20 protein-coding genes are annotated in these 23808 nt (G+C 67.3%); 12 read left to right on the top strand and 8 right to left on the bottom strand.

What is annotated here, in order from left to right; all coding sequences use genetic code 11:
- Together A5744_RS12500 and A5744_RS12495 are read right to left on the bottom strand one after the other, a co-directional pair.
- Window positions 1-3501, bottom strand: a 3501-nt coding sequence (locus tag A5744_RS12500; RefSeq protein ID WP_076061386.1) for an HAD-IC family P-type ATPase, incomplete at its 3' end; no start/stop codon positions are given.
- Window positions 3502-3600: 99 nt separating this feature from the next.
- Window positions 3601-4569, bottom strand: coding sequence for a sigma-70 family RNA polymerase sigma factor (locus tag A5744_RS12495; RefSeq protein ID WP_076061423.1), 969 nt, complete (start codon window positions 4567-4569; stop codon window positions 3601-3603).
- A 190-nt stretch (window positions 4570-4759) separates the two neighbouring features.
- On the opposite strand from A5744_RS12495, the gene A5744_RS12490 reads away from it, so the two are divergent.
- The 5 genes from A5744_RS12490 (at window position 4760) to A5744_RS12470 (ending at window position 10138) form a co-directional block, all read left to right on the top strand.
- Window positions 4760-5482, top strand: a complete 723-nt coding sequence (locus A5744_RS12490; protein WP_083679285.1) for an SDR family NAD(P)-dependent oxidoreductase — start codon at window positions 4760-4762, stop codon at window positions 5480-5482.
- A 60-nt stretch (window positions 5483-5542) separates the two neighbouring features.
- Complete coding sequence (locus tag A5744_RS12485) at window positions 5543-6301, top strand: SDR family oxidoreductase (protein ID WP_076061384.1); 759 nt, start codon at window positions 5543-5545, stop codon at window positions 6299-6301.
- 34 nt (window positions 6302-6335) lie between these two features.
- Window positions 6336-7070 carry a DUF899 domain-containing protein gene (locus tag A5744_RS12480; protein ID WP_076061419.1) on the top strand — a complete coding sequence of 245 codons (735 nt, stop codon included), beginning with the start codon at window positions 6336-6338 and terminating at the stop codon, window positions 7068-7070.
- Window positions 7071-7235: 165 nt separating this feature from the next.
- Entirely contained in the window at window positions 7236-8351 is a 1116-nt protein-coding gene (locus tag A5744_RS12475) for a sulfate ABC transporter substrate-binding protein (protein WP_076061418.1), read from the top strand.
- Window positions 8348-10138, top strand: a complete 1791-nt coding sequence (locus tag A5744_RS12470; protein WP_076061382.1) for a SulP family inorganic anion transporter — start codon at window positions 8348-8350, stop codon at window positions 10136-10138. The genes A5744_RS12475 and A5744_RS12470 overlap by 4 nt, the downstream gene beginning before the upstream one ends.
- A 79-nt stretch (window positions 10139-10217) precedes the next feature.
- On the opposite strand, the gene A5744_RS12465 is transcribed toward A5744_RS12470, so the two are convergent.
- Both A5744_RS12465 and A5744_RS12460 read right to left on the bottom strand, forming a co-directional pair.
- The gene (locus tag A5744_RS12465) at window positions 10218-10442 is read right to left on the bottom strand and encodes a hypothetical protein (protein ID WP_076061380.1); all 225 of its coding nucleotides are present in this window, start codon (window positions 10440-10442) and stop codon (window positions 10218-10220) included.
- Window positions 10443-10496: 54 nt separating this feature from the next.
- Complete coding sequence (locus tag A5744_RS12460) at window positions 10497-10874, bottom strand: nuclear transport factor 2 family protein (protein ID WP_076061416.1); 378 nt, start codon at window positions 10872-10874, stop codon at window positions 10497-10499.
- A 46-nt stretch (window positions 10875-10920) separates the two neighbouring features.
- Between A5744_RS12460 and A5744_RS12455 the strand changes: the two genes are divergently transcribed.
- Window positions 10921-11382, top strand: a complete 462-nt coding sequence (locus A5744_RS12455; protein WP_076061378.1) for an SRPBCC family protein — start codon at window positions 10921-10923, stop codon at window positions 11380-11382.
- Here A5744_RS12455 and A5744_RS12450 read toward each other — a convergent pair whose 3' ends face one another.
- The 4 genes from A5744_RS12450 to A5744_RS12435 are packed head-to-tail and all read right to left on the bottom strand — an operon-like array spanning window position 11383 to window position 16234.
- Window positions 11383-12168 (bottom strand): SDR family oxidoreductase, encoded by a 786-nt coding sequence (locus A5744_RS12450; RefSeq protein ID WP_076061376.1) that lies wholly within the window; start codon window positions 12166-12168, stop codon window positions 11383-11385.
- A gap of 1 nt (window position 12169) precedes the next feature.
- Window positions 12170-13771, bottom strand: a complete 1602-nt coding sequence (locus tag A5744_RS12445) for an AMP-binding protein (RefSeq protein ID WP_076061415.1) — start codon at window positions 13769-13771, stop codon at window positions 12170-12172.
- A gap of 35 nt (window positions 13772-13806) precedes the next feature.
- Complete coding sequence (locus tag A5744_RS12440) at window positions 13807-14565, bottom strand: GntR family transcriptional regulator (RefSeq protein WP_076061374.1); 759 nt, start codon at window positions 14563-14565, stop codon at window positions 13807-13809.
- Window position 14566: 1 nt separating this feature from the next.
- Entirely contained in the window at window positions 14567-16234 is a 1668-nt protein-coding gene (locus A5744_RS12435) for an SMP-30/gluconolactonase/LRE family protein (protein ID WP_076061413.1), read from the bottom strand.
- Window positions 16235-16384: 150 nt separating this feature from the next.
- On the opposite strand from A5744_RS12435, the gene A5744_RS12430 reads away from it, so the two are divergent.
- Genes A5744_RS12430 through A5744_RS12405 form a run of 6 tightly spaced genes read left to right on the top strand, consistent with a single transcriptional unit; the run spans window position 16385 to window position 23790 of the window.
- Window positions 16385-17248, top strand: a complete 864-nt coding sequence (locus A5744_RS12430) for an SDR family oxidoreductase (RefSeq protein ID WP_076061372.1) — start codon at window positions 16385-16387, stop codon at window positions 17246-17248.
- 16 nt (window positions 17249-17264) lie between these two features.
- Complete coding sequence (locus A5744_RS12425) at window positions 17265-18653, top strand: aromatic ring-hydroxylating dioxygenase subunit alpha (protein ID WP_076061370.1); 1389 nt, start codon at window positions 17265-17267, stop codon at window positions 18651-18653.
- Window positions 18650-19834 carry an LLM class flavin-dependent oxidoreductase gene (locus A5744_RS12420; RefSeq protein ID WP_076061368.1) on the top strand — a complete coding sequence of 395 codons (1185 nt, stop codon included), beginning with the start codon at window positions 18650-18652 and terminating at the stop codon, window positions 19832-19834. The genes A5744_RS12425 and A5744_RS12420 overlap by 4 nt, the downstream gene beginning before the upstream one ends.
- Window positions 19831-21684 carry an NAD(P)/FAD-dependent oxidoreductase gene (locus tag A5744_RS12415; RefSeq protein WP_076061366.1) on the top strand — a complete coding sequence of 618 codons (1854 nt, stop codon included), beginning with the start codon at window positions 19831-19833 and terminating at the stop codon, window positions 21682-21684. The genes A5744_RS12420 and A5744_RS12415 overlap by 4 nt, the downstream gene beginning before the upstream one ends.
- Window positions 21684-22619 (top strand): SDR family NAD(P)-dependent oxidoreductase, encoded by a 936-nt coding sequence (locus A5744_RS12410; protein WP_076061364.1) that lies wholly within the window; start codon window positions 21684-21686, stop codon window positions 22617-22619. The genes A5744_RS12415 and A5744_RS12410 overlap by 1 nt, the downstream gene beginning before the upstream one ends.
- Entirely contained in the window at window positions 22612-23790 is a 1179-nt protein-coding gene (locus tag A5744_RS12405; protein WP_076061362.1) for a CoA transferase, read from the top strand. Before A5744_RS12410 ends, A5744_RS12405 begins: the two co-directional genes overlap by 8 nt.
- The last annotated feature ends 18 nt before the right edge of the window (window positions 23791-23808 follow it).

Below are 23808 nucleotides of genomic sequence, written 5' to 3'. Positions count from 1 at the left end.
CTCGGGGGCGCCCTTGAGCATCAGGAGCGGCGCCGACCCGTTGGTGCTCAGCGTGCCTATAGCGGCGGCGAAACCGCGGCTGGACTCGAACGGCACCTCGGCAAGCATCGCCCACTCCGAATCACCTTGACCGGCAAGTGAATCCGCCGCGGTGATGATCGCTTCGTCGGTGGCGTGCGCATGTCCTTGTCCCTCTTGCGGTTTCGTCGACGCCCACGCCGCGGCCCGCAGCACGGCCGCGGACCGCGGATCGTCCGCGTCCGGAAACGGGTCCCGCGCGTCGGCCGCCGCCGGTACCGCGCACACGACGCGCAACCGGTTTTCGGTGAGAGTGCCGGTCTTGTCGAAACAGATGGTGTCGACCCGGCCCAGCGCCTCGATGGTGCGGGGCGCTCGAACCAGCGCCCCGCGCGCGGTCAGCCGCTGGGCGGCGGCGAGCTGGGACAGGGTGGCCACCAACGGCAGGCCCTCGGGGACCGCGGCCACCGCGATGGCGACGCCGTCGGCGACGGCCTGGCGCAGTGACGCGCGCCGTAGCAATGCCAAAGCGCTGACCGCGGCGCCGCCGGTGAGCGTCAGCGGAAGGACCTTGCTGGTGAGCTCCCGCAGCCGGGCCTGCACACCTGCCGACGTTTCGACGTCGGCGACCGTCGAGATCGCGCGGTGCGCGGCGGTGCCGACCCCGGTGGCCACGACGATCGCCCTAGCGTGCCCGGCCACGATCGTGCTGCCCTCGAACAGCATGCTGGCCCGGTCCGGGTCGTTGACAGCAACGGGATCCACCTGCTTGTCCACCGGCAGCGACTCGCCGGTGAGTAGCGACTCGTCGACCTCCAGGTCCTCGGCCACCAACAGTCGCGCGTCCGCCGGCACCACTTCCGGTGCGGCCAGGTCGATGACGTCGCCGGGTCGCAGCGAATTGGCGGACACCGTGGCCGTGCGCGTGGCGCGCCGGGCCGCCTCCAGCCGGCGTCGCGTGGTCGCGACGGCCGGGACGACCACCCGGCGCACCAGCTGGTCCTGCTCGGCGAACAGTTCGGCGGCGGCCGCCTCGGCCCGTAACCGTTGTACCCCACCGGTTATCGCGTTGACGGTCATCACGCCGGCGACCAGGAGCGCGTCGATATTGCTGCCGACTATCGCGGATGCGGCCGCCCCGACGGCCAGGATCGGGGTCAGCGGATCGGCCAGCTCGGCGCGGGTCGTCGACGCCAGCCGCGCCAGGCTGGTCACCGGTCCGCGCAGCGGTGCCAGCGCGGGGGTGTAGGACAGGTCGTCGAGACGGCGTCGCCACGACGGCGTGCCGGGCTCGACGGCCAAGGGCCGCGCGCCGCCGGCCAGCCGCGAATACACGATCTCCGGGTCCAGCGCGTGCCAGGCGGTCAGCGGCTGCGGGGTGGGATCGGGCAGCCGTAGCACCCTGGTGGCCGAGAAGGTTCCCGCCACCAACGCGGTGGCCGCGGCCGCATTCACCGGATTGAGCCAGCGCCGGAAGCTGACGGGGTTGGCGGTTCGGTCCTGCTCGCCGGTGACCAGCAGCAGCCCGGCCAGCGTGGTGCCGCCCTGGGCGAGGTGCACGGCCGATTCGCTGGCCGACCGGGCCACCGGGATCGCCGAGAGGATCCGCACCGCGTCGGCCAGGTCGGTGCCCGTGATGATGTCCGCGGTCCACGCCGTCGCCGCGCGGGGATCATCAAGGGCCACACCGACATCGGCGATCGCCAAGGCCGCCAGCGTGTCGGTGGACGCGAAATCGCGGTGCAGCGCGGTGATCAGCAATACGGGTCCGCGATCCACGCGCAGCTCTCGCACCAGGTTCAGCAGCGGCGTGCCCGGCGGATGCGTCGCCCCGACGCTGGCGGTCAGCTCCTCGGTGCCGGCGACGTGGCGCAAGACCACCCGGGCGCCGGTCCGGTGCGCGGTCTGAAACAACGGAATCGCGTAGGGGTCGACCTCCCAGCCAACATCGACGCTGCCCACACATTCGCCGTCGACCACGAGGTCGGCGCTTTCGCGGCCCTGGGCCGGCGTGTCCGACGGGCCTTGCACCGGAACCCATCTCAGCCGCGCGCCGGTGGCGGGCAACTCGTCGGGATCGGGCTCGGGCGCCTCCTCGCCGTGCAGCAGGGCGTCGGCGACCTCATATACCCGGTCGTCGTCCCAGCCGGGCGCATCGCCGCGCGAATGCAGCACGGCGCGGTGATCGCCGCGCAGCGCGGCGCCGTCGATTACGACGACCTTGACCCGATCCAGGCGCCGCAGCGCACCGGGATCGAGGACCAACTGTCCGGCATTGGCCAGGCCGCGACCCAGCACCGCCGCGAACGCCTGCCGGCCCATGTGTGCCGCTCTCGGCACCCCGGCCTCGATCGCACCGGCCGCGTCCTCGGTACCACCACCGGCGACCAACGCGCTCGCCGCCGCAATCAGCGAGCCGTTCGCAGCCGAGTCGACATAGCTCTCCACCGGACCCGCCATCGATCCCTTCGCGGTGTCGATCGCCGCGTCGATGGATCCGCCGACCACGACGTGCGACGCCTCACCCGCCGCCGCGGCCGGCCAGCTGTGCCGCGGCGCGTGCGATCTGGCCCCGGCCGATGAGATGACCGGCACCACCGGCGCCTGCGGCCGTTCGGGCGAAGCCAACTGAGGCTCCCGGTCTCGCCACACGCGGCGGTGAGCCGTCGCCTCGGAGATTTGCAGGGTGCGTTGCGTCAAATCGAGCAGCGGTGTGCCGACCGCCTGGGTCAGCCCATGAGCCGCGGCCGTCGTCGCGGCGAGCGCGATATCGGTGCCGACTCGACCCAGCCGCGACTCCAGCAGTGACACCATGCGCGGCTGATGATTGATCAAGGCGGCCGCGGCCCGGGTCGTCTTCGGTGCGGCGGGCAGGCGGGTGACCCAGCCGGTGACGGCGGCACTCACCGCGATGAGATCCATCGCCGCCGCGGTCAACGGCACCAGAACCGCCAGCGGGTTTCCCGGGTCGGCGAATGGCGCGGAGACGGGCCCCGATCCCGGCCCTGCCGACGCGAGGTCGTCAGCTATGGCTGCAACGGTTTCCCGCACCTCGTCCAGGACGACGTCGTCGTCGGCGTCCTCGGCGAGTTCGATCACCAAACGGCCCAGGGAGCCCTCGACATGGGCCTTGGCCACGCCCGCAATCCGGCGAACCGGTTCCTCCACCACCGCCGCGTACTCGTGCCAGCGCGGGAACGGCAGCAGCGGATCGAGGTCCAGGTGCACCCGGTGCCCGCTCTGCCAGCGCACCGGCGCCGCGACGCCGTTACGGGAACCGTTGGGGGAGCCGTTCATCCCGAATGCCCGGCCGGTCGAATCGGCCACCGAATGCGCCACCGGGCCGGCGAGCTCCACCACCGGGCTGACCAACATCTGCACTGTGCCCGCGGCGCCGGCCGCGGTGGACACGCCGGCTCGCACTACTTGGGCCGCTCCGCCGGTGACGCCAGCGACGACGCTGGCAACACCCGGAATCTTCATGTGGTCACCCTTCGATTGCCTCTACCGTGCCTATCCTCCTGGCGTCGCCAGGACCTGTCCACATAGGGCCTGGACGGTAGGGCCTCGTGATGAAGGGGGCTACCTACTTTGCGGTAATCCAAACGCGCCGAACAAAGCCGGGTCGAGGAAAACGGTGATCGCGCCGATCCCGGCGTTCCCGGCTTCGTGGGCCGCGGTCAGGACGTGGATGGAGTGGGCGCGCAGGACGCCGTCGGCACCGCGGCGGTACTCGGCCACGGCGGGTTGTGCGTTCGCGGCCGTCCGGACCATGACGATGTCGCCGGCCTTGGTGAAGGCACGGACGGCGAGGAACCGCATCACCGTGTCGCGGCCGGTGAACCACATAGGCAGAGGCGGCATTTCGAGTTTGACGTCGGCTTGCAGCAACTCGGTGAGCGCGGCCATGTCCGCGTTTTCGAATGCGGCGCAATAGCGGTCGAGCAATTCACGCAGTTGCGCGTCGTCGGGCTCGGCGGCGTCGTCTTCGGTGGGTGAGATCTCCGCGAGGCGGGCCCGCGCCCGCTGCAGGGAGCTGTTGACCGCGGCCGGTGTGGTTTCCAGTAGTTCGGCGACCTCAGCGGCGCTGAACTGCACGACATCGCGCAAGATCAGGACGGCTCGCTGCCTCGCGGGAAGCTCCTGCAGCGCCGTCATCACGGCCAGGCGCACACTTTGCCGTGCCGTGACGGATCCTTCCGGAGTCTCGGACATCAGGGCGTCGGGAATCGGCTCCAGCCACTGATGGGCACCGGTGTAGCCGTCCAGGCTCACGTCGGGGTCGATCGAACTGTCGCCCAGCCCGGCCGGCAGCACCCGCCGGGCCCGGTTCTCAAGCGCACGCAGGCACGCGGTCGTCGCGATCCGGTACAGCCAGGTCCGCAACGCCGCCCGCTCCTCGAAGGCCTGATAACCCCGCCAGCCCCGCAGATAGGTTTCCTGGACCAGATCTTCGGCGTCGTGCACCGAACCGAGCATGCGGTAACAGTGCGCGATCAACTCGGCGCGAAACGGCGCCGCGCGCTCGATGAACTCCTCCTGAGCCGGCACGCGCATCTCCTATCTAGGCCTCCGGTCCGGAATGGGCCGAAACGCTACTCCAGTACAGAGACACCCGGGCACCGGAATTCATCGTGCGGCGATGAATCAGTGCGCCGCGCCGTATCGGAATTAGTGCGGCCGTCGCGCCGTCCGGCGATGCGCCCGCACCGTCGGGCAGATCAACGAGGAGATCGTCATCATGGTGAGAATCGCCGACACCACAGTTCTGATTACCGGGGGCAATCGCGGCATCGGGCGCGCCTTGGTCGAAGAAGCGTTGAGCAGAGGCGCCAAGCGCGTATACGTCGGTACCCGAGCGCAATTGACCCACCGGGATCATCGCGTCACGCCCCTGACCCTGGACGTCACCAACGCGGCGCATATCCAGGACGCGGCCGACGAAGTCGAATCGCTCGACATCCTCGTGAACAATGCCGGCCTGGCGCTCTACGACGACTTGAGCGAGCGTGTCGCGCTCGAACGCCATCTCGCCGTCAACCTCTTTGGCACCTACGCGATGATCCAGGCCTTCCTGCCGATGCTGACTCGTTCCGGCGGAGCCATCGTCAACAATCTGTCGGTGAACGCCATCGCCCCCTTGCCGCTGATTCCCGCGTACTCGATCTCGAAGGCGGCCGCGTTCAACCTCACGCAATCGCTGCGCGCCCTGTTGGCCGGACGAGGCGTCAGCGTTCACGCCGTCCTGACCGGGCCCGTCGACACCGAAATGACGCAGGGCCTCGAGATACCGAAAAGCTCCCCAGAATCGGTCGCGCGGGCCATCTTCGACGGAGTCGCGAACGGCGAAGAGGACATCTTCCCCGACGCCATGTCGAAGTCCGTGGCCGGGAGCTGGAATACCGGCGCCGCGAAGGCGCTCGAACGCCAGTACGCGGCGCTGCTCGCAGACGTCACCGATTAATCGCGGCGACCGAACGTATCTGAATTACTGAGAACGTCAACACCGAAAGCGAGCACGATCATGACCAACACAATCACCAACCTGGCCGGCACGACGGCGATCGTGACGGGGGCCAGCCGCGGATTCGGCCGCGGCATCGCCACCGCCTTGTCCGCCGCCGGCGCCGACGTCGTCGGCGTCGCGCGCAACCGCGCGCTGCTGGACGAGGTCCGCGGCCAGCTGGGCGACACCTTCACCCCCGTGGCCGCCGACGCCGCCGATCCGGCCACGGCTGGCCGGCTCATCGACGAATATGGGCCGCGCACACTGGTGCTGTGTGCCGGGGCGGCTCCGCGGATGGGCCCGTTGCAGGATCAGACCTGGGAGACCTTCAGTGAAAACTGGAACGTGGACGTGGCTCAGGCATTTCATTGGACCCGGCATGCGCTGCGGCGCCCCCTTGCTCCGGGCAGCTCGGTGATCGTGATGTCCAGCGGCGCCGCGCTCAACGGGTCACCGCTGTCCGGTGGCTACGCGGGCGCGAAGTCGACAGTCCGGTTCATCACCAGCTACGCAGCCGCCGAGTCGCAACGGGCCGGGCTGGGGATCAGCTTCGTGTCCGTGCTGCCGCGATTGACGCCGGCCACCGATCTGGGCGCCAAGGCCGTCGCGGCCTACGCCGAGCGCCAAGGCGTCGACGTCGACACGTTCGTGCAGGCCGCCGGCCCCGCGCTCACCGCGGACCAAGCCGGCCGGTCGGTTCTGGAGATCGCCGTCGGCGCCATCCGGAACGGCGACGCCTACCTACTCACCTCCGCTGGCCTGTCATCGCTGGCGTGAGCCACTCAACCGAAAGGCGGACAACCTCATGACGATGAACACACCCCCGATCGTGTCGGCCGAGGAGTGGGCGGCGGCCCATCAGCGACTGCTGGTCAAAGAGAAGGAGGTGACCCGGGCCCGGGACGCGCTCGCGGCCATGCGCCGGCGGATGCCGTGGACTCCCGTCGACAAGCCATACGCGTTCGAGGGGCCCGGGGGCACGGTCGACCTGCTCGGCCTGTTCGAGGGCCGGCGCCAGCTGATCGTCTATCGCGCCTTCTACGGGCTCGACATCGAGGGCTGGCCCGACCACGGCTGCCGGGGCTGCTCGATGATCGCCGACCACATTGGGCACCTCGCCCACCTCAACGCCCGTGACACCACGCTCGTGTTCGTCTCGCGCGCACCCCAACCCGACATCGAGCGCCTCAAGGAGCGGATGGGCTGGAAGATGCCGTGGTACACCATCACCGACAGCTTCGACGCCGACTTCGGCGTCGACGAATGGCACGGCACCAACGCCTTCATTCACGACGGCGAGCGCGTGTTCCGCACCTATTTCATCAACAACCGCGGCGACGAGGCGCTGGGCAACACCTGGAGCTTCCTCGACATGACAGCCCTTGGGCGCCAAGAAAACTGGGAGGATTCGCCGGAGGGCTACCCGCAGAGCGCGCCCTACGAGTGGTGGGACTGGCACGACGCCTACGGACAGCACCAGCCGTCGCGATGGTTCGGCGAGCCGGACCCCAACGATCCCAACGATCAACGTCCCCCGCGCGCGTGACCCGAATAGGGGCTTGACACTTGCGATCACGCTGATTCGCACCGCTGTGTTCCGCGGCGCCGGTCGCTACCATCCAAGCTTCGAGAGTCTGCCTCGTGCAGATTGCGGAAGCAGTTAGTCAGTGGTGATTGGCGACTTCTGCGAGACCGCGATATGGAGGCGGCGATGACACAGCCCCCGCAGGCGCCGGCGCGCCGGCGCGCATTTCGGTTGCCCGTTCCGTGGCTCAATATCGTCGGCATCGTTGCGATCGTCCTGGCGGCCGGCCTGATCACGGCGAAGAACCTGCACGGCCACGCGCCGCCGAATCAGATCCTCAATGTGTCCTATGACCCGACGCGGGAGCTCTACGCAACGCTCGACAAAGCCTTCGTCGAGCAGTTCCGCCGGCAGACCGGCGTCACCCTGGACATCAAGCAATCGCACGGCGGTTCGGGGCGGCAGGTCAGCGATGTCATCGACGGCAAGCAGAAGGCGAGCGTCGTATCGCTGGCGCTGGTGAGCGATGTCGATGCGCTGCGCAAGCGCGGATTGATCGCCGCCGACTGGCGGACCCGCCTGCCCAACAATTCGGTGCCCTACACATCGACCATCGTGTTCGTCGTCCACAAGGGCAATCCGAAAGCAATCCACGACTGGCCGGATCTGATCAAGGATGGCGTCGCGGTCGTGTCGCCCAACCCGCGCACCTCGGGCAACGGCAAATTGAGCGTGCTCTCCGCGTGGGGTTCGGTGACCACCCGCGGCGGCACCGAGACGCAGGCCTTCGCCTTCGTCAAGGCGCTGATGGGCCACGTCGCCGTCGCCGACCCCGGCGCTCGCAGCGCCGCCATCAGCTTTGCCGTCGAGAGAATCGGCGACGTCCACCTGACCTGGGAGAACGAAGCTCTGCGGGAGGTCTCCGAGAACAAGGACGAACTCGAGATCGTCTACCCGCCGATCAGCATCCGTGCCGAACCGGCCGTCGCCTGGGTCGACGCGAACGTCCCCGACAAGAAGATCGCGTCCTACGCCAAGGCGTACCTGGAATACCTCTACACCGATTCGGCACAGGAAATCATCGCCCAACTGGGATACCGGCCGCTGAAACCCGAAATCCTGGCCCGGCACGCCGGCCAGTTGCCCGACATCAACCTCTTCCCCATCACCGCGATCGCCAAAGACTGGAACGATGCCCGGGAGAGGTTCTTCGGCGACAACGGCATCTACGACACGCTTTCATCACCCGCGCAGGCCAGGGCCGTGTCGGCGCACCCGCGGCGAAAGGTCAAGCAGCCGTGAGCATTTCGGGGATTGTGAAGAACCTGAACTACGACGCGACGAAGGCGCGCCGCGACGCCGTCGCCGGCCTCACCGTCGCTGCCGTTTCGCTGCCACAGAGCATCACCTATGCGCTGGTCGCCGGAGTCGACCCCAAATTCGGCGTCTACTCCGCGATCGTTGTGACCCTTGTCGCCGCGATCTTCGGGTCGTCCTCCCATCTCATCAACGGACCGACGAGCGCGATATCGCTGCTCATCTTCAGTTCCCTGGCGTTTCTCGACCCCGAGAATCGCACCGTCCTTTTCGAGGCGCTGTTCGTGCTGGGCGTCCTCGTCGGCGCATTCCAGATCCTCATTGCGGTATTCAAGCTCGGCGACCTGACCCGATACATCTCGGAATCGGTGATCATCGGGTTCCTGGTGGCCGCCGCGCTGCTGATCGCGCTGGGCCAGCTGGGTAATGCGCTCGGCGTGCGGGACAAGGGCAGCGGGCGGATACCGGTGCTGAAACGCACCTACCTCACCCTGTTGCACGGCGACGCCGTCAACTACCGCGCGCTGGTCCTCACCGTCGCAACCGTGGCCCTGGCGGTCATCCTGCGCCGGCTGGTCAAGCGCTACGGACTTCCGCAGCTCGACTTGCTGGCGGTCCTGGTCATCGCGGCCGTGATCGCCTATGTCGCCGGGTGGTCGACCCCCGACCGCGGCGGTAACACGGGGGTGACCCTCACCGCGAAAATTCCGCAGAGCCTGCCCTCCCCGCACATCCCGGACGTGCAACTCGGGCTGTTGAGCCAGCTGTCCGAAGGCGCGTTCGCCATCGCCTTCATCGGCCTCATCGAGGCGCTGTCGATCGCCAAGGCCATCGCGCACCAGAGCGGGCAGAAGATCGACTACAACCGGCAGATCCTCGCCGAAGGCCTGGCCAACCTGACCGGCGGCTTTTTCCAATCCGTGCCGGGCTCGGGCTCGATGTCGCGCTCGCCGATCAACTTCCAGGCCGGCGCGGCGTCGCGGTTCTCCGGATTCATCGCCTCGGCCGCCGTCGCCGGGGCCGTGCTGCTGTTCGCGCCGCTGCTGCATTACATGCCGAAGGCCGCGCTGGCCGGTCTCCTGCTCATCACCGCCGCGCGGCTCATCGACTACAGGCGGCTGTTCTACATCTTGAAGGCGTCGCGCTACGACGCGGGCCTGGTGATCGTCACCGCGCTCACCGGTGTGCTGATCGATTTGGACACCGCCGTGCTGCTCGGCGTCGCCTTGTCGATCCTGTTGTTCGTGCCGCGCGCGGCGAAGCTGAAGGCCAAGGAGTTGATCGTCACCCCCGACCGCGTAGTACGGGAGCGGGTGTCCGGTGATCCGGTGGATCCGTCGACGATCATCTACGACCTCGAGGGCGAGCTATTCTTCGGCGCCGCACCGGAACTCGACCGCTATCTCGATGCGCTGCGCGACCGGGTCAGGCAGGATCGCATCAAGTTCGTCGTGCTGAGGCTAAAGCGGGTGCGCCATCCCGACGCCGTCGTCGTCGAGCGGATCGAGCATTTCCTGCGCGACGAAACCGCGCTGGGCGTAACCGTTCTGCTCGCCGGTGTGCAGCCCGACATGTGGACCGTGCTGACGAATGTCGGCCTCGAAAGCTGGTTCCCGGTCGAGCATGTCTTTCCCGAAGAGGACGAGGAATTCTCGGCGACGCTCAAGGCCGTCCGCTACGCCCATGCCCAGCTCGGTATCCGCGAACCGGGCGAGCAACTGCCCGCGAATGCCGGCAACGGGGATCTACAGCGTTACTACTACCTCGTTTGAGACGGCGCCTGAGCCCGCCCGAAAACACGAATGCGCGGTAGCCGTCGACCGGCTACTCGCGCATTGTCGGACGCTTGGTCTACAGAATTCGGTGGTTGGCCCTGCCAACCTGGTATCCGGCCGGGAACGACTTCTCGATGACCTGTAACTGGTGGTCCACTCTGGATTCGAGTTCGAGAACGACGCAGCTGTCGCCGACGGCTTTCGATTCGAGAACTATGTACCGCTGACCACAATCGGTGATCGGGTCGCCCGAGTGCAATTTCTCGACCGCCACCGACTCCGGTGTTCCGTCTGCCTCCATCCATGACACGTTAGGTCAATTGAGCGGATGAGGGAATAGTTCACCGGCCCGCCATCAACGCGTGTCGCCCCCGGGCTGCTTGAAGAACACGCTGACGCGAACGATCAAACCGTCGTCTCCCTGCTCGAACAGGATGCATTCCGGCCACGTCGTGGCGACGCCGTCGATCTCGAACGTCTCGGTCAGCTCGGCGAACGACAGTTGGTGGTCCACATGGGAGACCCGCTGAACCTGCAGCCGATGGCCTTCGAGGTTGGTGCACACCTTTCGTAGGTAGGCGACGTAGTGCGCCTTCCCGTCGACTTGATCGCAGAAGGGCCCCTCCCGGGTCAACCCTTCGTCGGCAATGGTGTCGGCCAGTCCGTCCCAGTCGTGCGCGGCGAGACACTCCAGGTATCGCTCGACCGCTTGGTCTTCAGTCGCGTTGCCCATGTCGTCCACGGTAGCCCGGCCGCCGCGGCGGGCTAGGTTGTCTGCCATGAGCTGGTGGACCGCCCAGGCCGAGCGAACGCTGACGGAAGACGTGCCCGCACCGCCCGATGAGGTTCGCGATTTCTACGTCGACCTGGACAACATCAAGCTGGTGCATCCGCTGATCGTGTCGGTGGAAACGCTGTCCCGCACCGAGACCCCGGCGGGTTACCGCCAGAGCTACCGTGTGGTCGACCGAATTCCGCTGGGGCCGTTGAATATCCGAATCACCTATCGGGCGTCACTACAAGTGCCCGCGACCGGTGACGTGCTGACCGAGGCCGACCAGGCCCCCGGCGTGCGCCTGCGCGGAACGGTGAGCTTCGAGCCCGCCGCCGGAGGCACCCGGGTCACCGAGCGGATCCGGATCAGCGCACCCCGTGTGCTGGCCCCGGTGACCATCCGCGAAGCGGTCAAGGCGCACATCGAGATGCTGGCGGGCATCCGTCGCCACTTCGAATCCCCTTGATCAGCGGGGTTTCCACTCCGAGGTGAGGGCGAGTTCCGAGAGGTACCTGGTGGAGCTCCAGCCGCCGTCGACGACGATCGTCTGGCCGTTGATGAAAGTGCCGCCGGGAGAACACAGGAACGCCACGGTGCTCGCGACGTCCTCGACGGTCCCCAACCGCTGATGCGGAGTCAGCTCGGTGTTGATCCGCCGGAACCGCTCGTCCTGCAGGCGATGCTCGGTCATCGGCGTCTGAATGACGCCGGGAGCCACTGCGTTGCACCGGATTCCCTGAGCTCCGTATTGGCAGGCGATGTGTGTGGTCAGTGCGGTGAGCCCGCCCTTGGCCGCCGAGTACGCGCCGCCTCGAAGGCCTCCCACGACGGCGAAGGTCGAGGTGATGTTGATGATCGCCGAACCGGGCCGCATGTGCGGCAGTACTTCGCGAATGAGGCGAAACGGCGCGCGCAGCATTAGACCGAGGAAACGGTCCAATGTTTCGTCGTCGGTCTCGTGGACCGGTTTGGGACTGCCGATTCCGGCGATATTGATCAGGAAGTCGATGTGCCCCCAGCGCGCAACGGCGAGGTCCGCGAGGCGTCGGGGCGCGTCATCCTCGGTGAGGTCGGCGGCGTGGGTGGCGACCCGATCGGGGTCGTCGGTGATCCTGGCCAGGCCGCGCGCCAACTCGGTGAGCTTGTCCTCGTTTCGGCCCGTCGCCAGCACCGCCATGCCCATTCCGGCGAGTTTCGTTGCGCAACCGAAGCCGAGTCCACCGCTCGCCCCGGTGACGATCGCTACCTGCATGTCACTGGTCCGCTTTCATCAGTGCCGCCTTGATCTGGTGCTTCAAAATTTTGCCCGCGTCGTTTTTCGGCAGGACATCCCAAATAACCACTTGTTCAGGCGCTTTGAACCGCGCCACGCCCTCCTCCTGGAGAAAGACAGCCAAGCCGGCGACGTTTAATCCGGGGTCCAGTCCGGGGGCCGGGCCCGGTGTGGACGCCGGCACCACGACGGCGCACGCCCGCTCTCCGGTGCGGTCGTCTGGAAGGCCGACGACGGCGACCTCGGCGATGCCGGGATGGGTGGTCAGGACGTCCTCGACCTCCTTGGGCGAGATGTTCTCGCCGTTGCGGATGATGATGTCTTTGGCCCTGCCGGTGACGACGAGGTACTCGCCGTCGACCCAGCGCGCAAGGTCCCCGGTGCGGAAGTATCCCTCCGTGTCGAACGATTCGGCTTCGTCTTCGGGGTGCTGGTAACCCACCAGCATCTGCGGCCCGCGCACACGGATCTCACCGGCGGAGAGTTTGACGTCGGCGAATCCGACGCGACCGTCGGTGTCCGCGGCGTGCCCGCGGTGCCGCGGGGCCCCGACCGTGGTGACTGGCACTTCGGTCGAGCCGTACACCCGGGTGACCACCGCCGAATCGAAATACGCTGCGGCCCTTCGGATCAGCGACGGCGATGCGGAAGCGCCCCCGCAGACGAACAGCTTCAAGTCGGGCAGGTGAGTGCCCGCAAGCTGCGCAGCGGCGAGCAGCTGCTCCAGAAAGGGCGTCGCACCGGCCATGTGCGTGCACCGCTCGGTTTGCATGAGCCGGACCGCCTCGTCGCCGTTCCAGCGATCCATCAGCACGGCGGTGGTGCCCAGCAGCAGCGGGCATTCGAACGCGTAGATGGAACCCCCGATATGGGCGATCGGAGATGCCACCAGGAAGCCGTCGCCCGGCTCGACGAGCCAGTGCTCGCCGATCTGGCGGATCAGGGCATGAATCGAATTATGGGTGTGCAGCACACCTTTCGGACGACCGGTGGTTCCGGAGGTATAGAGGATCATGCGCACCGCGTCGGGGTTCGGCGTGGGCAGGTTCCTCGCGACGGTCTGTCCGGTGACCAAGGACTCGAACGGGACTTGGTCGTCACCGGGATCCCCGCGCACCACCACGACCTCCGGCGGCGATTCCATCTGGGACGTCACCCTGCGCAGCATCGCGCGGTAGTCGTGACGCCCGAAATTCGATGGCGCGAAGAGCATGCGGCTGTCGGCGTCTTCGAGGATGAAACGCAGCTCGCGGTCCCGCATCGACGGCAGGATCGGATTCGCGACCATTCCCGCCAGCGTCGCGGCCAGATAAACCACCGCAGCCTCATGCCAGTTGGGCAGCATGAACGACACGACACTGCCCGGGGGGATGCGGGCGTGCAACGCCTGCGACAGCGTCGTCGCCTGCTCACAGAGGCTGCGGCAGTCCAACCTTCGGTGGCCATCGACCAATGCCACTCGCTCCGGTGTCCGCTCCGCGGCATCGCGCAGCGCGTCGGCCAGCGTGGCACGAACCCACCAGCCGCGCGCGTAGGCGTCGGCGGCGCGCGCCTCGTCCCATCGAACCCAGCGGTCGCCGATGAGTTTTCGGTCGTGATGCGTGGCGGTGATGCCAGCTAGCCTTTCATGCGCCGCATCGTCATCGAGTGACGGAAGCGGGACGCCGGGTGGGTGTTGATGGTGACCTGGGCGACCTGTCCGTCGGAGGTCGTGTAGGTGCGACGCACCTGCAGCGCCGGGGTTCCGGGCTCGACGTCGAGGCCACCCGCCAGTGCGGAGGGGATGAGGACTGCCGCGATTTCCTGATGAACCTCGACGATACTCAGGCCGAACAGGTCCTCGATCAGCGGGAAGATGGGGCCGTCGTGGCGCTGCAACAGCCTGCCTACCGCGGCGAACGCGCGGTTGATGTAGTACTCGGCGCGGCACAGCGCGGGCTCCGAAGACCCGGCCGGTTCGGCGCCGTCCGTCCGCCGGTAACCGCGAACGGTCAGCCACTGCTCCCCGGCGGTCAGCCCGGTTCGCGGCGCCAGCTCGTCGTCGATCGTGACCATGGCGACGGATTCGATCGCGAAGTGCGTACCGGTCGCAAAGGCCAGCAGGTCGTTGATCGACATGACGTGCTGAACGTAGGAATCCGACGACGGTCGCGGCACGACGAGGGTGCCGGTTCGCGGCCGCGACGACACCAGGTTGTCCTCGCGCAGTCGCCGCAGCGCCTCGCGAATGGTGTAGCGGCTGACCGCAAACCGTTCGCACAGCTCGTGCTCGGTGGGCAATTGCGACCCGACCGGATACACACCGTCCACGATTTCTTTGCGCAGTGTTCGAGCGACCTGAAGGTAGCGGTGATCGACGACTTTGGCGTCCGGCACCTCAGCCTCCCGCGTCTCGCAGCGCGAGCACGCTGCCTTCGGCGTCCGCCGAAACGTACAACGTGCCGTCGGGCCCCGCGGCGATGCCGGCGAAGGGACCCTGCGGCCCGGAAAAGGGCGGCAACCCGAGCAGCGGCTTGGGGATCACACCCGGCGGCGCCCCTACCGGCAAGCCCGACGCGATGGTGCGCCGCGCCCCGGTCGCCGGGTCGAACGCGATCAGCTCCTTGGCGCCGGCGTCGACGACGTAGACCTGACCGTCGCGCACGAGGATGCCTTGCGGCCGCCGCAAGCCGTCCAGAAGGGTGCCGGTGCCGTCCAGCTTGACGACCCGCCCCGCTCCCGCTTCGCAGACCAGGCACGCCCCGTCGGGGGCGATGGCCACGCCCACCGGCTCGCTCAGCCCGGCGGCGATCACCTCGACGCGGCCGGCCCGGATCGACACCACGCGCCCGGCACCGAGCTCGGCGGCCACGACGGTACCGTCGGGGGCGACCGCCACGCCGTAGAGCTGATCGAAACCCTCTGCGAGCACATCACTTTCGTTGCGGGCCGGGCGATACCGCGAAACCTGGCCGTTGGAGGTGGTGACGACGAACTCGCCGGCTCCCGTCGCGGCGACGCCGCGCACGAAGCCGGGGTATCCGGGGCTGAACAACATTCCGGCCGTCCGCAGCGAGCCGGGCCTGATGGGCGACGACCCGCTTCGCCCGGCTGCGCCGCGCTCGCGATCGTCGCCGTCGGCACCCATGACGTAGAAATACGTGCCGTCGGCGACGTAGAGGTTGCCGTCCGCGCCAACCGCCAGATCCAGCGGCCAGTTCAACCCACCCGGCAGCACCGGGCGAGACTCTCCGCCACCGAGGATTTCGGTGATCTCCCCGGTGAAGTTGGAGACGAACAACCGCTCGCCCACGAAAGTGAGGTTGTCCAGCCCGGGGTTCAGCGCTGCCAGCACGGTGCGCTCGCCGCTGCGGGGGTCGATGCGCAGCACCTCGCCGCTTTGCACCTGGGTGGACACGATGCGGCCGCTGGAATCGAACTTCACCGCGTCGGGGACGCCGAGGTCACCCGCAACCCGTTCGGGGACACCGCCTTCGGGGTCGACGCGCCAGATCTCGTTGGCCCCCATCAACGGGAAGTACAACAAGCCGTCGGGTCCGACCTCCATGGCGTTGGGCAGCGGCGCGTTTTCCAGGAGCACCCGCGGCGCGCCGCCGGTGAGGTCGAGTTCGAGCAGCCGCCCGCCCTCGCGGCACTCACCGATGAACAGCCGGCCGCGGTGAAATGTGATGCCGTTGGCCGACGGGACGTCGTCGCGCAGCACCCGGGTGCGCCCGGCGGCGTCGCGCATGCTCACCCGGCCGTCCATCACTTCGGTGGCGTAGAGGTTGCCGTTCGGGTCGAAGGCCACATCGTCGGGCGCAACGATGTCGCCGCCCTTGGCGCTGACGGTGTCCAACCGGCCGGTCGCCGGGTCGAGCGCACTGATCTGGCTGCCGGTCACCTGTGCGATGTAGACACGGCCGTCCGGCCCGGTGCGCAGGCCGTTGGCCCCGAACAGCCGGCTGGGCGGCGTGAGCCGCTCCAGGGTCCAGCCCTCGGCGAGGCTGGGTGGACGCGCGGCCGAGTAGCGGCTCGCGTCCTGCGACAATCCGGTTCCGGCTATCACCGCTCGCACCTTAGCAATCGGCCAATAGTCCAGACAATACCCAGCCTGGAACCATATCCGGGCCTTGACGGGCTGGCCGTCATAAGAGAATCATGCTCTCTAATGAGTGCACGTCATTATCTTGTCCGGACAATTATCTAATCCTGCATGGGACACGATCTGTTAGGCCTTGAGGGGCGCATCGTCCTGGTCGTCGGCGCAGCGGGCGGCGGCATCGGTACCACCGTCACGCGCATGGTCGCCCAGGCGGGGGCGACCGTCGTCGCGGTGAGCCGCGATCAGGACAACCTCGACCGGCACGTCGGCCCCCTACAAGCCGAGGGACTCCCAGTGGTGCCGGTCGCCGCCGACGCCTCCACCGACGACGGCGTGAGTGCCGCGCTGGCGGCGGTGGGGCGCACCGACGGCGAATTCCACGGGTTGGTGAACGTCGCGGGTGGCGCCGATCCGTCGACGTGGATGCCGTCGACCCGGGTGACGCGCGCCGACTGGCGTGAGTTGTTCGCCCGCAACCTGGAGACCATGTTCTTCATGAGCCAGGCCGTCGCCGCGGAACTGAAGCGGCGCAAGAGCCCGGGCTCGATCGTCTCGATCTCGTCGATCAGCGGGATGAACACCGCGCCCTTCCATATCGCTTACGGCACAGCCAAAGCCGCGATCGTCGCGGTCACCCGCACCATGGCGCTGGAGCTGGCGGCCGGCGAGAACGGCGCCGCGATCCGGGTCAACGCTGTGGCGCCCGGGGTCACCGAGACGCCGGCGTCGACCACGTATGTGGACGCCGACCCCGAACGTGACCGTCGCGCCATTGCGATGGGACGCCGCGGCCGCCCGGAGGAGGTGGCCGGCGCGGTCCTTTTCCTGCTGTCGGACCTGTCCAGCTACATCACCGGGCAGACGCTGCTGGTCGACGGCGGCCTGAACCTCAAATGGGGGCACCTGGCCGCCGACAACACCTCTGTGTTCCTCAAGGACGAAAACTTCCGCGCGGCGATCACACGCTGGGACTAGGGAGAAAGGAAAAGCGATGACCGATAACGGCGCGGCCACGGCCGACGAGCTGACCGGGCCGGTCACGATCCCGGTGGAAGCGTATGTGTCCGAGCAATACGTGCGTGCCGAGCGCGACAAGTTGTGGCGAAAGGTGTGGCAGCAAGTCGGGCGGGTCGAGGATCTGCCCAAGGTGGGCAGCTACCTGACCTACGACATCCTCGACGACTCCATCGTCGTCGTGCGTACCGGGCCCGACACCCTGGCGGCACATCACAACGTGTGCATGCACCGTGGCCGCCGCCTGGTGGATGTCCCGCCGGGGGCGAAAAGCGCTTGCGGCCAAAAGAAGTCGTTCGTGTGCGGATTTCACGGCTGGACCTACGACCGGGACGGCACCTGCATCCACATCCCCGAACAGCAGGACTGGCAAGGGGCGCTGACGCCCGAGAACACGCACTTGGCAAAGGTCAAAGTCGATACCTGGGGTGGGTGGATCTGGATCAACATGGATCCCGGGTGCGAGCCGCTGCGCGATTATCTCGAGCCGGCCGCCACCATGCTGGATCCGTTCGGATTGCAGGACATGCGCTGCAAATGGCGCAAGTGGCTGCATTTCGAATGCAACTGGAAGGTCGCGATGGAGGCCTTCAACGAGACCTACCACGTCGCGACCACACATCCACAGTTCAACAAATTCGGCAACTTTCGCGGCTGGGCCAAGGCGCAGGGAAAGCACAGCAACATCGGCTACGACGCGCCAGCGGAGCTGGAAGAGACCAAATCGAAGATCCGGCTCGGCACCGGCGCGGACCCGCGCGTCTCGACCGCCGAGATGCAGATCTACACCTTGGAGGAAACCAACGCCACGACCACCAGAACATTGGTGGAGGCGGCCCGCCGGCTGGTCGACGAGCTGCCGGAGGACGCACCCCCCGGCACGGTGCTCGAGCACTGGCTGTCCTCGGCGCGGCGCGACGATGCCGCGCGCGGCGTGGTCTGGCCCACCATCGACCCCGAGCACCTTGCCCGCAGCGGCACCGCGTGGCAGATCTTCCCGAACTTCCAGATCGGGCAGGGCCTGACGACCGCGCTGTGCTACAGCGCCCGCCCTCACGGCTACGACCCGGACCAATGCATCTTCGAAGCCTCGTGCTATGAGCTGTATCCGAAAGGCGAAGAGCCGCAGACCGAATGGGTATACGCGCCACCCGACGACCCGAACTGGCGCAGCGTCCTGCCCCAGGACTTCTCCAACATGGCCGCGGTCCAGCAGGGCATGAAATCGCTCGGCTTCCGAGGCCCCAAGCCCAACCCCTACATGGAGCGCAGCACCGCGAACCTGCACCGCAACCTCGCCGAGTACATGGGCACCGGTGCGCCCCGCGAACTCGCCCCCCAACCGGAAAGAGAGATGGATCGGTGAAAGTCAACCTTGGGTTCGGATCGCACAACTCCCACGACTGGGACCGCGTCCTGGCCGGGAATTTCGCCGACCCGCCCGCGACCCCCGACTGGGAGTGCGTGCAGGGCACGCTCGCGATTGCCGACCTCGCCGAACCGCTCGGCTTCGACGGCATCTGGATGCCGGAGCACTGCGGGACCCCATATGGCATGACGCCCAACCCGATTCAGGCCCTGAGCTATTTCGCCGGGCGCACCGAACGCGTCAGCCTCGGCACCTTCGTCGTCGTCGCGCCCTGGTGGCACCCGGTGCGGCTGGCGCACCAAATCGCCTACCTCGACATCCTGTCCAACGGCCGGTACACGACGATCGGAATCGGTCGCGGGGTCTCCAAGGGCGAGTTCGACGCCGTCGGCGTGCCCCGTGAGGAAAGCCGGCAACGGTTCAACGAGACGCTAGACATTCTGCAGCTGGCCCTGTCCGGGGAGCGGTTCTCCTACGAGGGGGAGATCTTCACCGTGCCGGAAATGTCGCTTCGGCCCGAACCCCAAAGCGACGACCTCTTTTCGCGCATCTACAGCTCGTCGTCCACCGCGGAGTCGCTGGAGATCCTGGCGCGACGCGGCATGGTGCCACTGTTCGTGGGCAACAAGCCGATCGAGGACGCCGGACGAGAAGTGCAGAAGGTGAACACGTTCCGCAAGGAAGAAGGCTTGGGGCCGTGCCAGCCGAAAAATGTGATGTTCATGTATTGCACGACCGACGATCCGGGCAAGTCCGAAGAATGGATCTGGACCGCCAACCGCGACGTCACCGTGCATTACGGATTCGCCGACGCGTCGAACTTCAAGGGCGTCAAGGGCTATGAAGCCTATGCGGCCCGGGAGGCCAGCGCCACCGCGGTCCTCGCCTCGTCGGTCACGGGCCCCGAGGCCGGCGCAGCCAAAGGCCCGTCCAAGACGCCGGGCTACCACGCCTCCAATCTGCTGATCGGCACGCCGGAGGAAATCTTCAACCGGATCCAGGCCGCTCAGCGGGCCTGCTCGTTCTGCGAGCTGACGATCGTTCCGCAGTTCGGCACCATGCCCTACGCGGAGGCGATGGCGAGCACCGAACTCTTCGCCAAAGAGGTGCTGCCGGCCGTCCAGAAAATGGAGGCCCCGCTGCACCCCGCCGCGCTCCCGGAGAACGCGCTGGCATGACGAATCCGGATTGCCCACCCACGCCGACGCCGGACGACATCGACCTCCCGGCGTTGCGCGAAAAGTACCGTCAGGAGCGCGAAAAGCGGCTGCGCCCAGAGGGTTCCAAGCAGTACATCGAACTCGTCGACGACTTTGCGGGGTTTTACGAAACCGACCCACACTCGCCGCCGCTGGTCCGCGACGCGATCTCGGAGGACATCGACGTCGCCGTGCTCGGCGGCGGATTCGGGGGCCTGCTGTGTGCCGCGTATCTGAAGAAGGCCGGCGTCGACGACGTCCGGATCATCGAGTTGGGCGGCGACTTCGGTGGCGTCTGGTACTGGAACCGGTTCCCCGGACTGCAGTGCGACAACGAATCGTACTGCTACATACCGCTACTGGAAGAGCTCAACTACATGCCGAGCAAGAAGTTCGCCGACGGCACCGAGATCCACGAGCATTGCCGGCGCATCGGAAAGCATTTCGGCCTCTACGACTCCGCGATCTTCTCCACCCAGGTCCGGGCCCTGCACTGGGACGAGGAGATCAAGCGCTGGCGGGTCAGCACCAATCGCGACGACGACATCCGGGCCCGATTCGTGGTCATGGCGTCGGGCCCCTTTCACCGGCCCAAGCTGCCCGGCATTCCGGGCATCAACGACTTCAAGGGGCACAGCTTTCACTCGTCACGCTGGGACTACGAGTACACCGGCGGGGATAGCAACGGCGGGCTGCATAAGCTCGCCGACAAACGCGTCGCGGTGGTGGGCACCGGGGCGACCGCCGTCCAAATCGTGCCGTTCCTGGGCCGGGATGCCAAACAGCTCTACGTGTTTCAGCGCACGCCGTCGTCGGTGGGCGCGCGCAACAACACGCCGACCGATCCCGAGTGGGTGAAAACGCTGCGGCCGGGCTGGCAGAAGGAGCGGCAGCGCAACTTCCACGCCTGGACGTTCGAGGGAATGGCGCTGGGCCAACCCGACTACGTGTGCGACTTCTGGACCGAGCTCGGCCGCAATACCGCCGCGCGGGTTCTCACACTCGAAGACCCGGCGTCGATGACGCCCGAGCAGTTCATGGCCATCCGTGAAGAAGAGGACTACAAAGTCATGGAGCGCCTGCGGCGCAGGGTCGAGAGCATCGTCGACGACCCCGGCACGGCCGAGGCGCTCAAGCCCTACTACCGGTTCCTGTGCAAGCGACCATGCACCAACGACGACTACCTTCCGACCTTCAACCGTCCCAACGTGACACTGGTCGACGTGTCGTCGACGAAAGGCGTGGAGCGGGCGACGGAAAAGGGTCTGGTCGCCAACGGCGTCGAGTACGAAGTCGACTGCATCATCTACGCCAGCGGGTTCGAGATCACGACGGAGATCAGCCGCCGCTACTCCATCGACACCATCGCCGGCCGAGGCGGGTTGTCGCTTTTCGACCACTGGCGCAACGGCTACAAGACATTTCACGGGATGACCAGCCGCGAATTTCCCAACCAGTTCTTCACCGGGTTCACCCAGGTCGGTATCTCGGCGAACATCGCAGCCAACTATGAACTGCAGGGCGAGCACATCGCCTACATCATCTCCGAAGCGTTGGCCCGCGGCGCGGCTACGGTCGAACCCACCCAAGAGGCGCAGGATGAATGGTGCAAAACCATCCGGGACACCGCGATCGACAACAGCCAGTTCGACCTGGAATGCACACCGGGCTACTACAACAACGAAGGCGGTGGCATGGGAACCGCGAAGGGCGAAGGGATCCGGTCCCATCTGGGTGAGCCCTACGGGCCCGGCTTTTACGCCTTCGGCGACCTGTTGGCCGCGTGGCGCGCCACCGGTGAGCTGGATGGCCTCGCGTTGGGATCGTGATGGCTGAACTCAGGTTCGACGATCGGGTGGCCGTCGTGACGGGCGGCGGCAGGGGACTGGGGCGCGAGTACGCGCTGCTGTTGGCGTCCAGGGGTGCCAAGGTCGTCGTCAACGACACCGGCGGCGCTCTGACCGGATCCGGCACCGACGAGGGTCCCGCGCGGCAGGTGGTCGCCGAGATCACGGCGGCGGGCGGCGACGCGGTGGCATCCGTTGACTCAGTGGCGACGCCCGAAGGTGGCCAAGCCATCATCCAAGCCGCGCTCGCGAACTACGGGCGGATCGACATCCTCGTCCACAACGCCGGCAACGTGCGGCGCGCCTCGCTGAAGGAGATGAGCTACGAGGATTTCGATGCGGTCATCGACGTTCATCTGCGCGGGGCCTTCCACGTGGTGCGGCCGGCATTCCCCGTCATGTGCGCCGCGCACTACGGCCGTGTCGTCTTGACCTCGTCGATCGGCGGCCTGTACGGCAATCACGCGGTCGCGAACTACGCCGCCGCCAAGGCGGGCCTGATTGGGCTGTCCAATGTCGTCGCACTCGAAGGCGCCGCCGACGGCGTGCTCTGCAATGTCATCGTCCCGTCGGCGGTCACCAGAATGGCTGAGGGCCTGGATATTTCGGCATACCCACCGATGGGCGCGGAGTTGGTGGCGCCGGTGGTGGGCCTGCTGGCGCACGAAACCTGCCCGGTGACCGGTGAGATGCTGATCGCCATTGCGGGCCGGGTGGCCAAAGCGGTTGTCGCGGAGACCCCCGGCGTGCACCGTCCCTCGTGGTCGATCGAGGACGTGGCCCAGCAGATCGACGCCATCCGTTATCTCGCTGCGCCGCTGGTCTTTCCCGTTGTACCCGATGGTCATACCGACCACATCCGCTACAGCTTCGACACCGCCACGCGGGCGACCCGGGAAGGCGCCAGCCATGGCTGACCACGGGGCCGGACCGCTGGCCGGTGTGCGTGTCGTCGACCTCACGGCGATGGTGATGGGTCCCTACTGCACCCAGATCATGGCAGACATGGGCGCCGACGTGATCAAGGTCGAACCGCCGCAGGGAGACGACACGCGCTACATCTCGGTCGGTCCGGTGCGGGGCATGGGCGGCGTCTTCGTCAACGTCAACCGCGGCAAGCGCGGTGTCACCCTCGACCTGCAGTCCGACTCCGGCAAGACCGCCCTGCGGGCGCTCATCGAACAGGCCGACGTGTTCATCCACTCGATGCGGTCCAAGGCGGTCGCCCGGCTCGGCTTCAGCTACGACGAAGTGGCCGCGATCAATCCCGCCATCGTGTACACGAACTGCTACGGGTACGGCCGGCGTGGGCCGAAGGGAGATTTGCCGGCCTACGACGACACGATCCAGGCCGCGTGCGGGCTGCCCTACGTGCAGGAACAGCTGACCGGCGAACCCAATTACGTGGGAACCATATTGGCCGACAAAGTCGCCGGGCTCACCGCACTCTACGCCACCATGATGGCGTTGTTCCACCGCGAGCGCACCGGGGAGGGGCAAGAGGTCGAGGTCGGCATGTTCGAGACGATGGCCTCGTTCATGCTCGTCGAACACGCCAACGGCGCCATGTTCGACCCGCCGCTGGGCCCGGCGGTCTATCCCCGCACGGTCGCCCCCAACCGGCGGCCGTACCGCACCAGCGACGGGTACATCGCGGCGCTGATCTACAACGACAAGCACTGGGCCGCGTTCATGGAAGCCGTGCGGCCACCGTGGGCCAGCGATCTCTACGGCACGCTCGAGCGGCGCGCGCGCCAGATCGACACCGTGTACGCGCTACTGGCCGAAACGCTGGTGCAGCGAACGACCCAGGAATGGCTCGACCTCTTTCGCGACCTTCAGATCCCCGCCGCGGCGCTGTCCAGCCCGGCGACCTTGTTCGACGACGACCACCTCAACGCCGTCGGTTTTTTCGAGACGCTGGACACGGTCCACGGCCCGGTGCGATTCCCCGGTGTACCGACCTGGTTTTCCCGGACACCGGGCCGCGTCGCCGGGCCCGCTCCGGAGTTAGGCGCGGACACCGCGGAGGTACTCGAAGAACTCGGACTGGCGCCCGCAGACGCGAATCCGGGCGCGCCGGCATAGCCCGAAAAAGGGGCCGCC

It is taken from the genome of Mycobacterium sp. IS-1264 (assembly GCF_001954195.1).
Taxonomy (GTDB): domain Bacteria; phylum Actinomycetota; class Actinomycetes; order Mycobacteriales; family Mycobacteriaceae; genus Mycobacterium.
The sequence above is the reverse complement of the archived record's forward strand: the minus strand, read 5'-3'. Positions and strand labels throughout refer to the sequence as shown.

Excerpts from the sequence above, each read along its gene's own strand:
- A5744_RS12490 (WP_083679285.1), top strand. The coding sequence starts at position 4,760 with ATGGTGAGAATCGCCGACACCACAGTTCTGATTACCGGGGGCAATCGC.
- A5744_RS12485 (WP_076061384.1), top strand. The coding sequence starts at position 5,543 with ATGACCAACACAATCACCAACCTGGCCGGCACGACGGCGATCGTGACG.
- A5744_RS12480 (WP_076061419.1), top strand. The coding sequence starts at position 6,336 with ATGAACACACCCCCGATCGTGTCGGCCGAGGAGTGGGCGGCGGCCCAT.
- A5744_RS12475 (WP_076061418.1), top strand. The coding sequence starts at position 7,236 with ATGACACAGCCCCCGCAGGCGCCGGCGCGCCGGCGCGCATTTCGGTTG.
- A5744_RS12465 (WP_076061380.1), bottom strand. The coding sequence starts at position 10,442 with ATGGAGGCAGACGGAACACCGGAGTCGGTGGCGGTCGAGAAATTGCAC.
- A5744_RS12460 (WP_076061416.1), bottom strand. The coding sequence starts at position 10,874 with ATGGGCAACGCGACTGAAGACCAAGCGGTCGAGCGATACCTGGAGTGT.
- A5744_RS12455 (WP_076061378.1), top strand. The coding sequence starts at position 10,921 with ATGAGCTGGTGGACCGCCCAGGCCGAGCGAACGCTGACGGAAGACGTG.
- A5744_RS12450 (WP_076061376.1), bottom strand. The coding sequence starts at position 12,168 with ATGCAGGTAGCGATCGTCACCGGGGCGAGCGGTGGACTCGGCTTCGGT.
- A5744_RS12430 (WP_076061372.1), top strand. The coding sequence starts at position 16,385 with ATGGGACACGATCTGTTAGGCCTTGAGGGGCGCATCGTCCTGGTCGTC.
- A5744_RS12425 (WP_076061370.1), top strand. The coding sequence starts at position 17,265 with ATGACCGATAACGGCGCGGCCACGGCCGACGAGCTGACCGGGCCGGTC.
- A5744_RS12415 (WP_076061366.1), top strand. The coding sequence starts at position 19,831 with ATGACGAATCCGGATTGCCCACCCACGCCGACGCCGGACGACATCGAC.
- A5744_RS12410 (WP_076061364.1), top strand. The coding sequence starts at position 21,684 with ATGGCTGAACTCAGGTTCGACGATCGGGTGGCCGTCGTGACGGGCGGC.
- A5744_RS12405 (WP_076061362.1), top strand. The coding sequence starts at position 22,612 with ATGGCTGACCACGGGGCCGGACCGCTGGCCGGTGTGCGTGTCGTCGAC.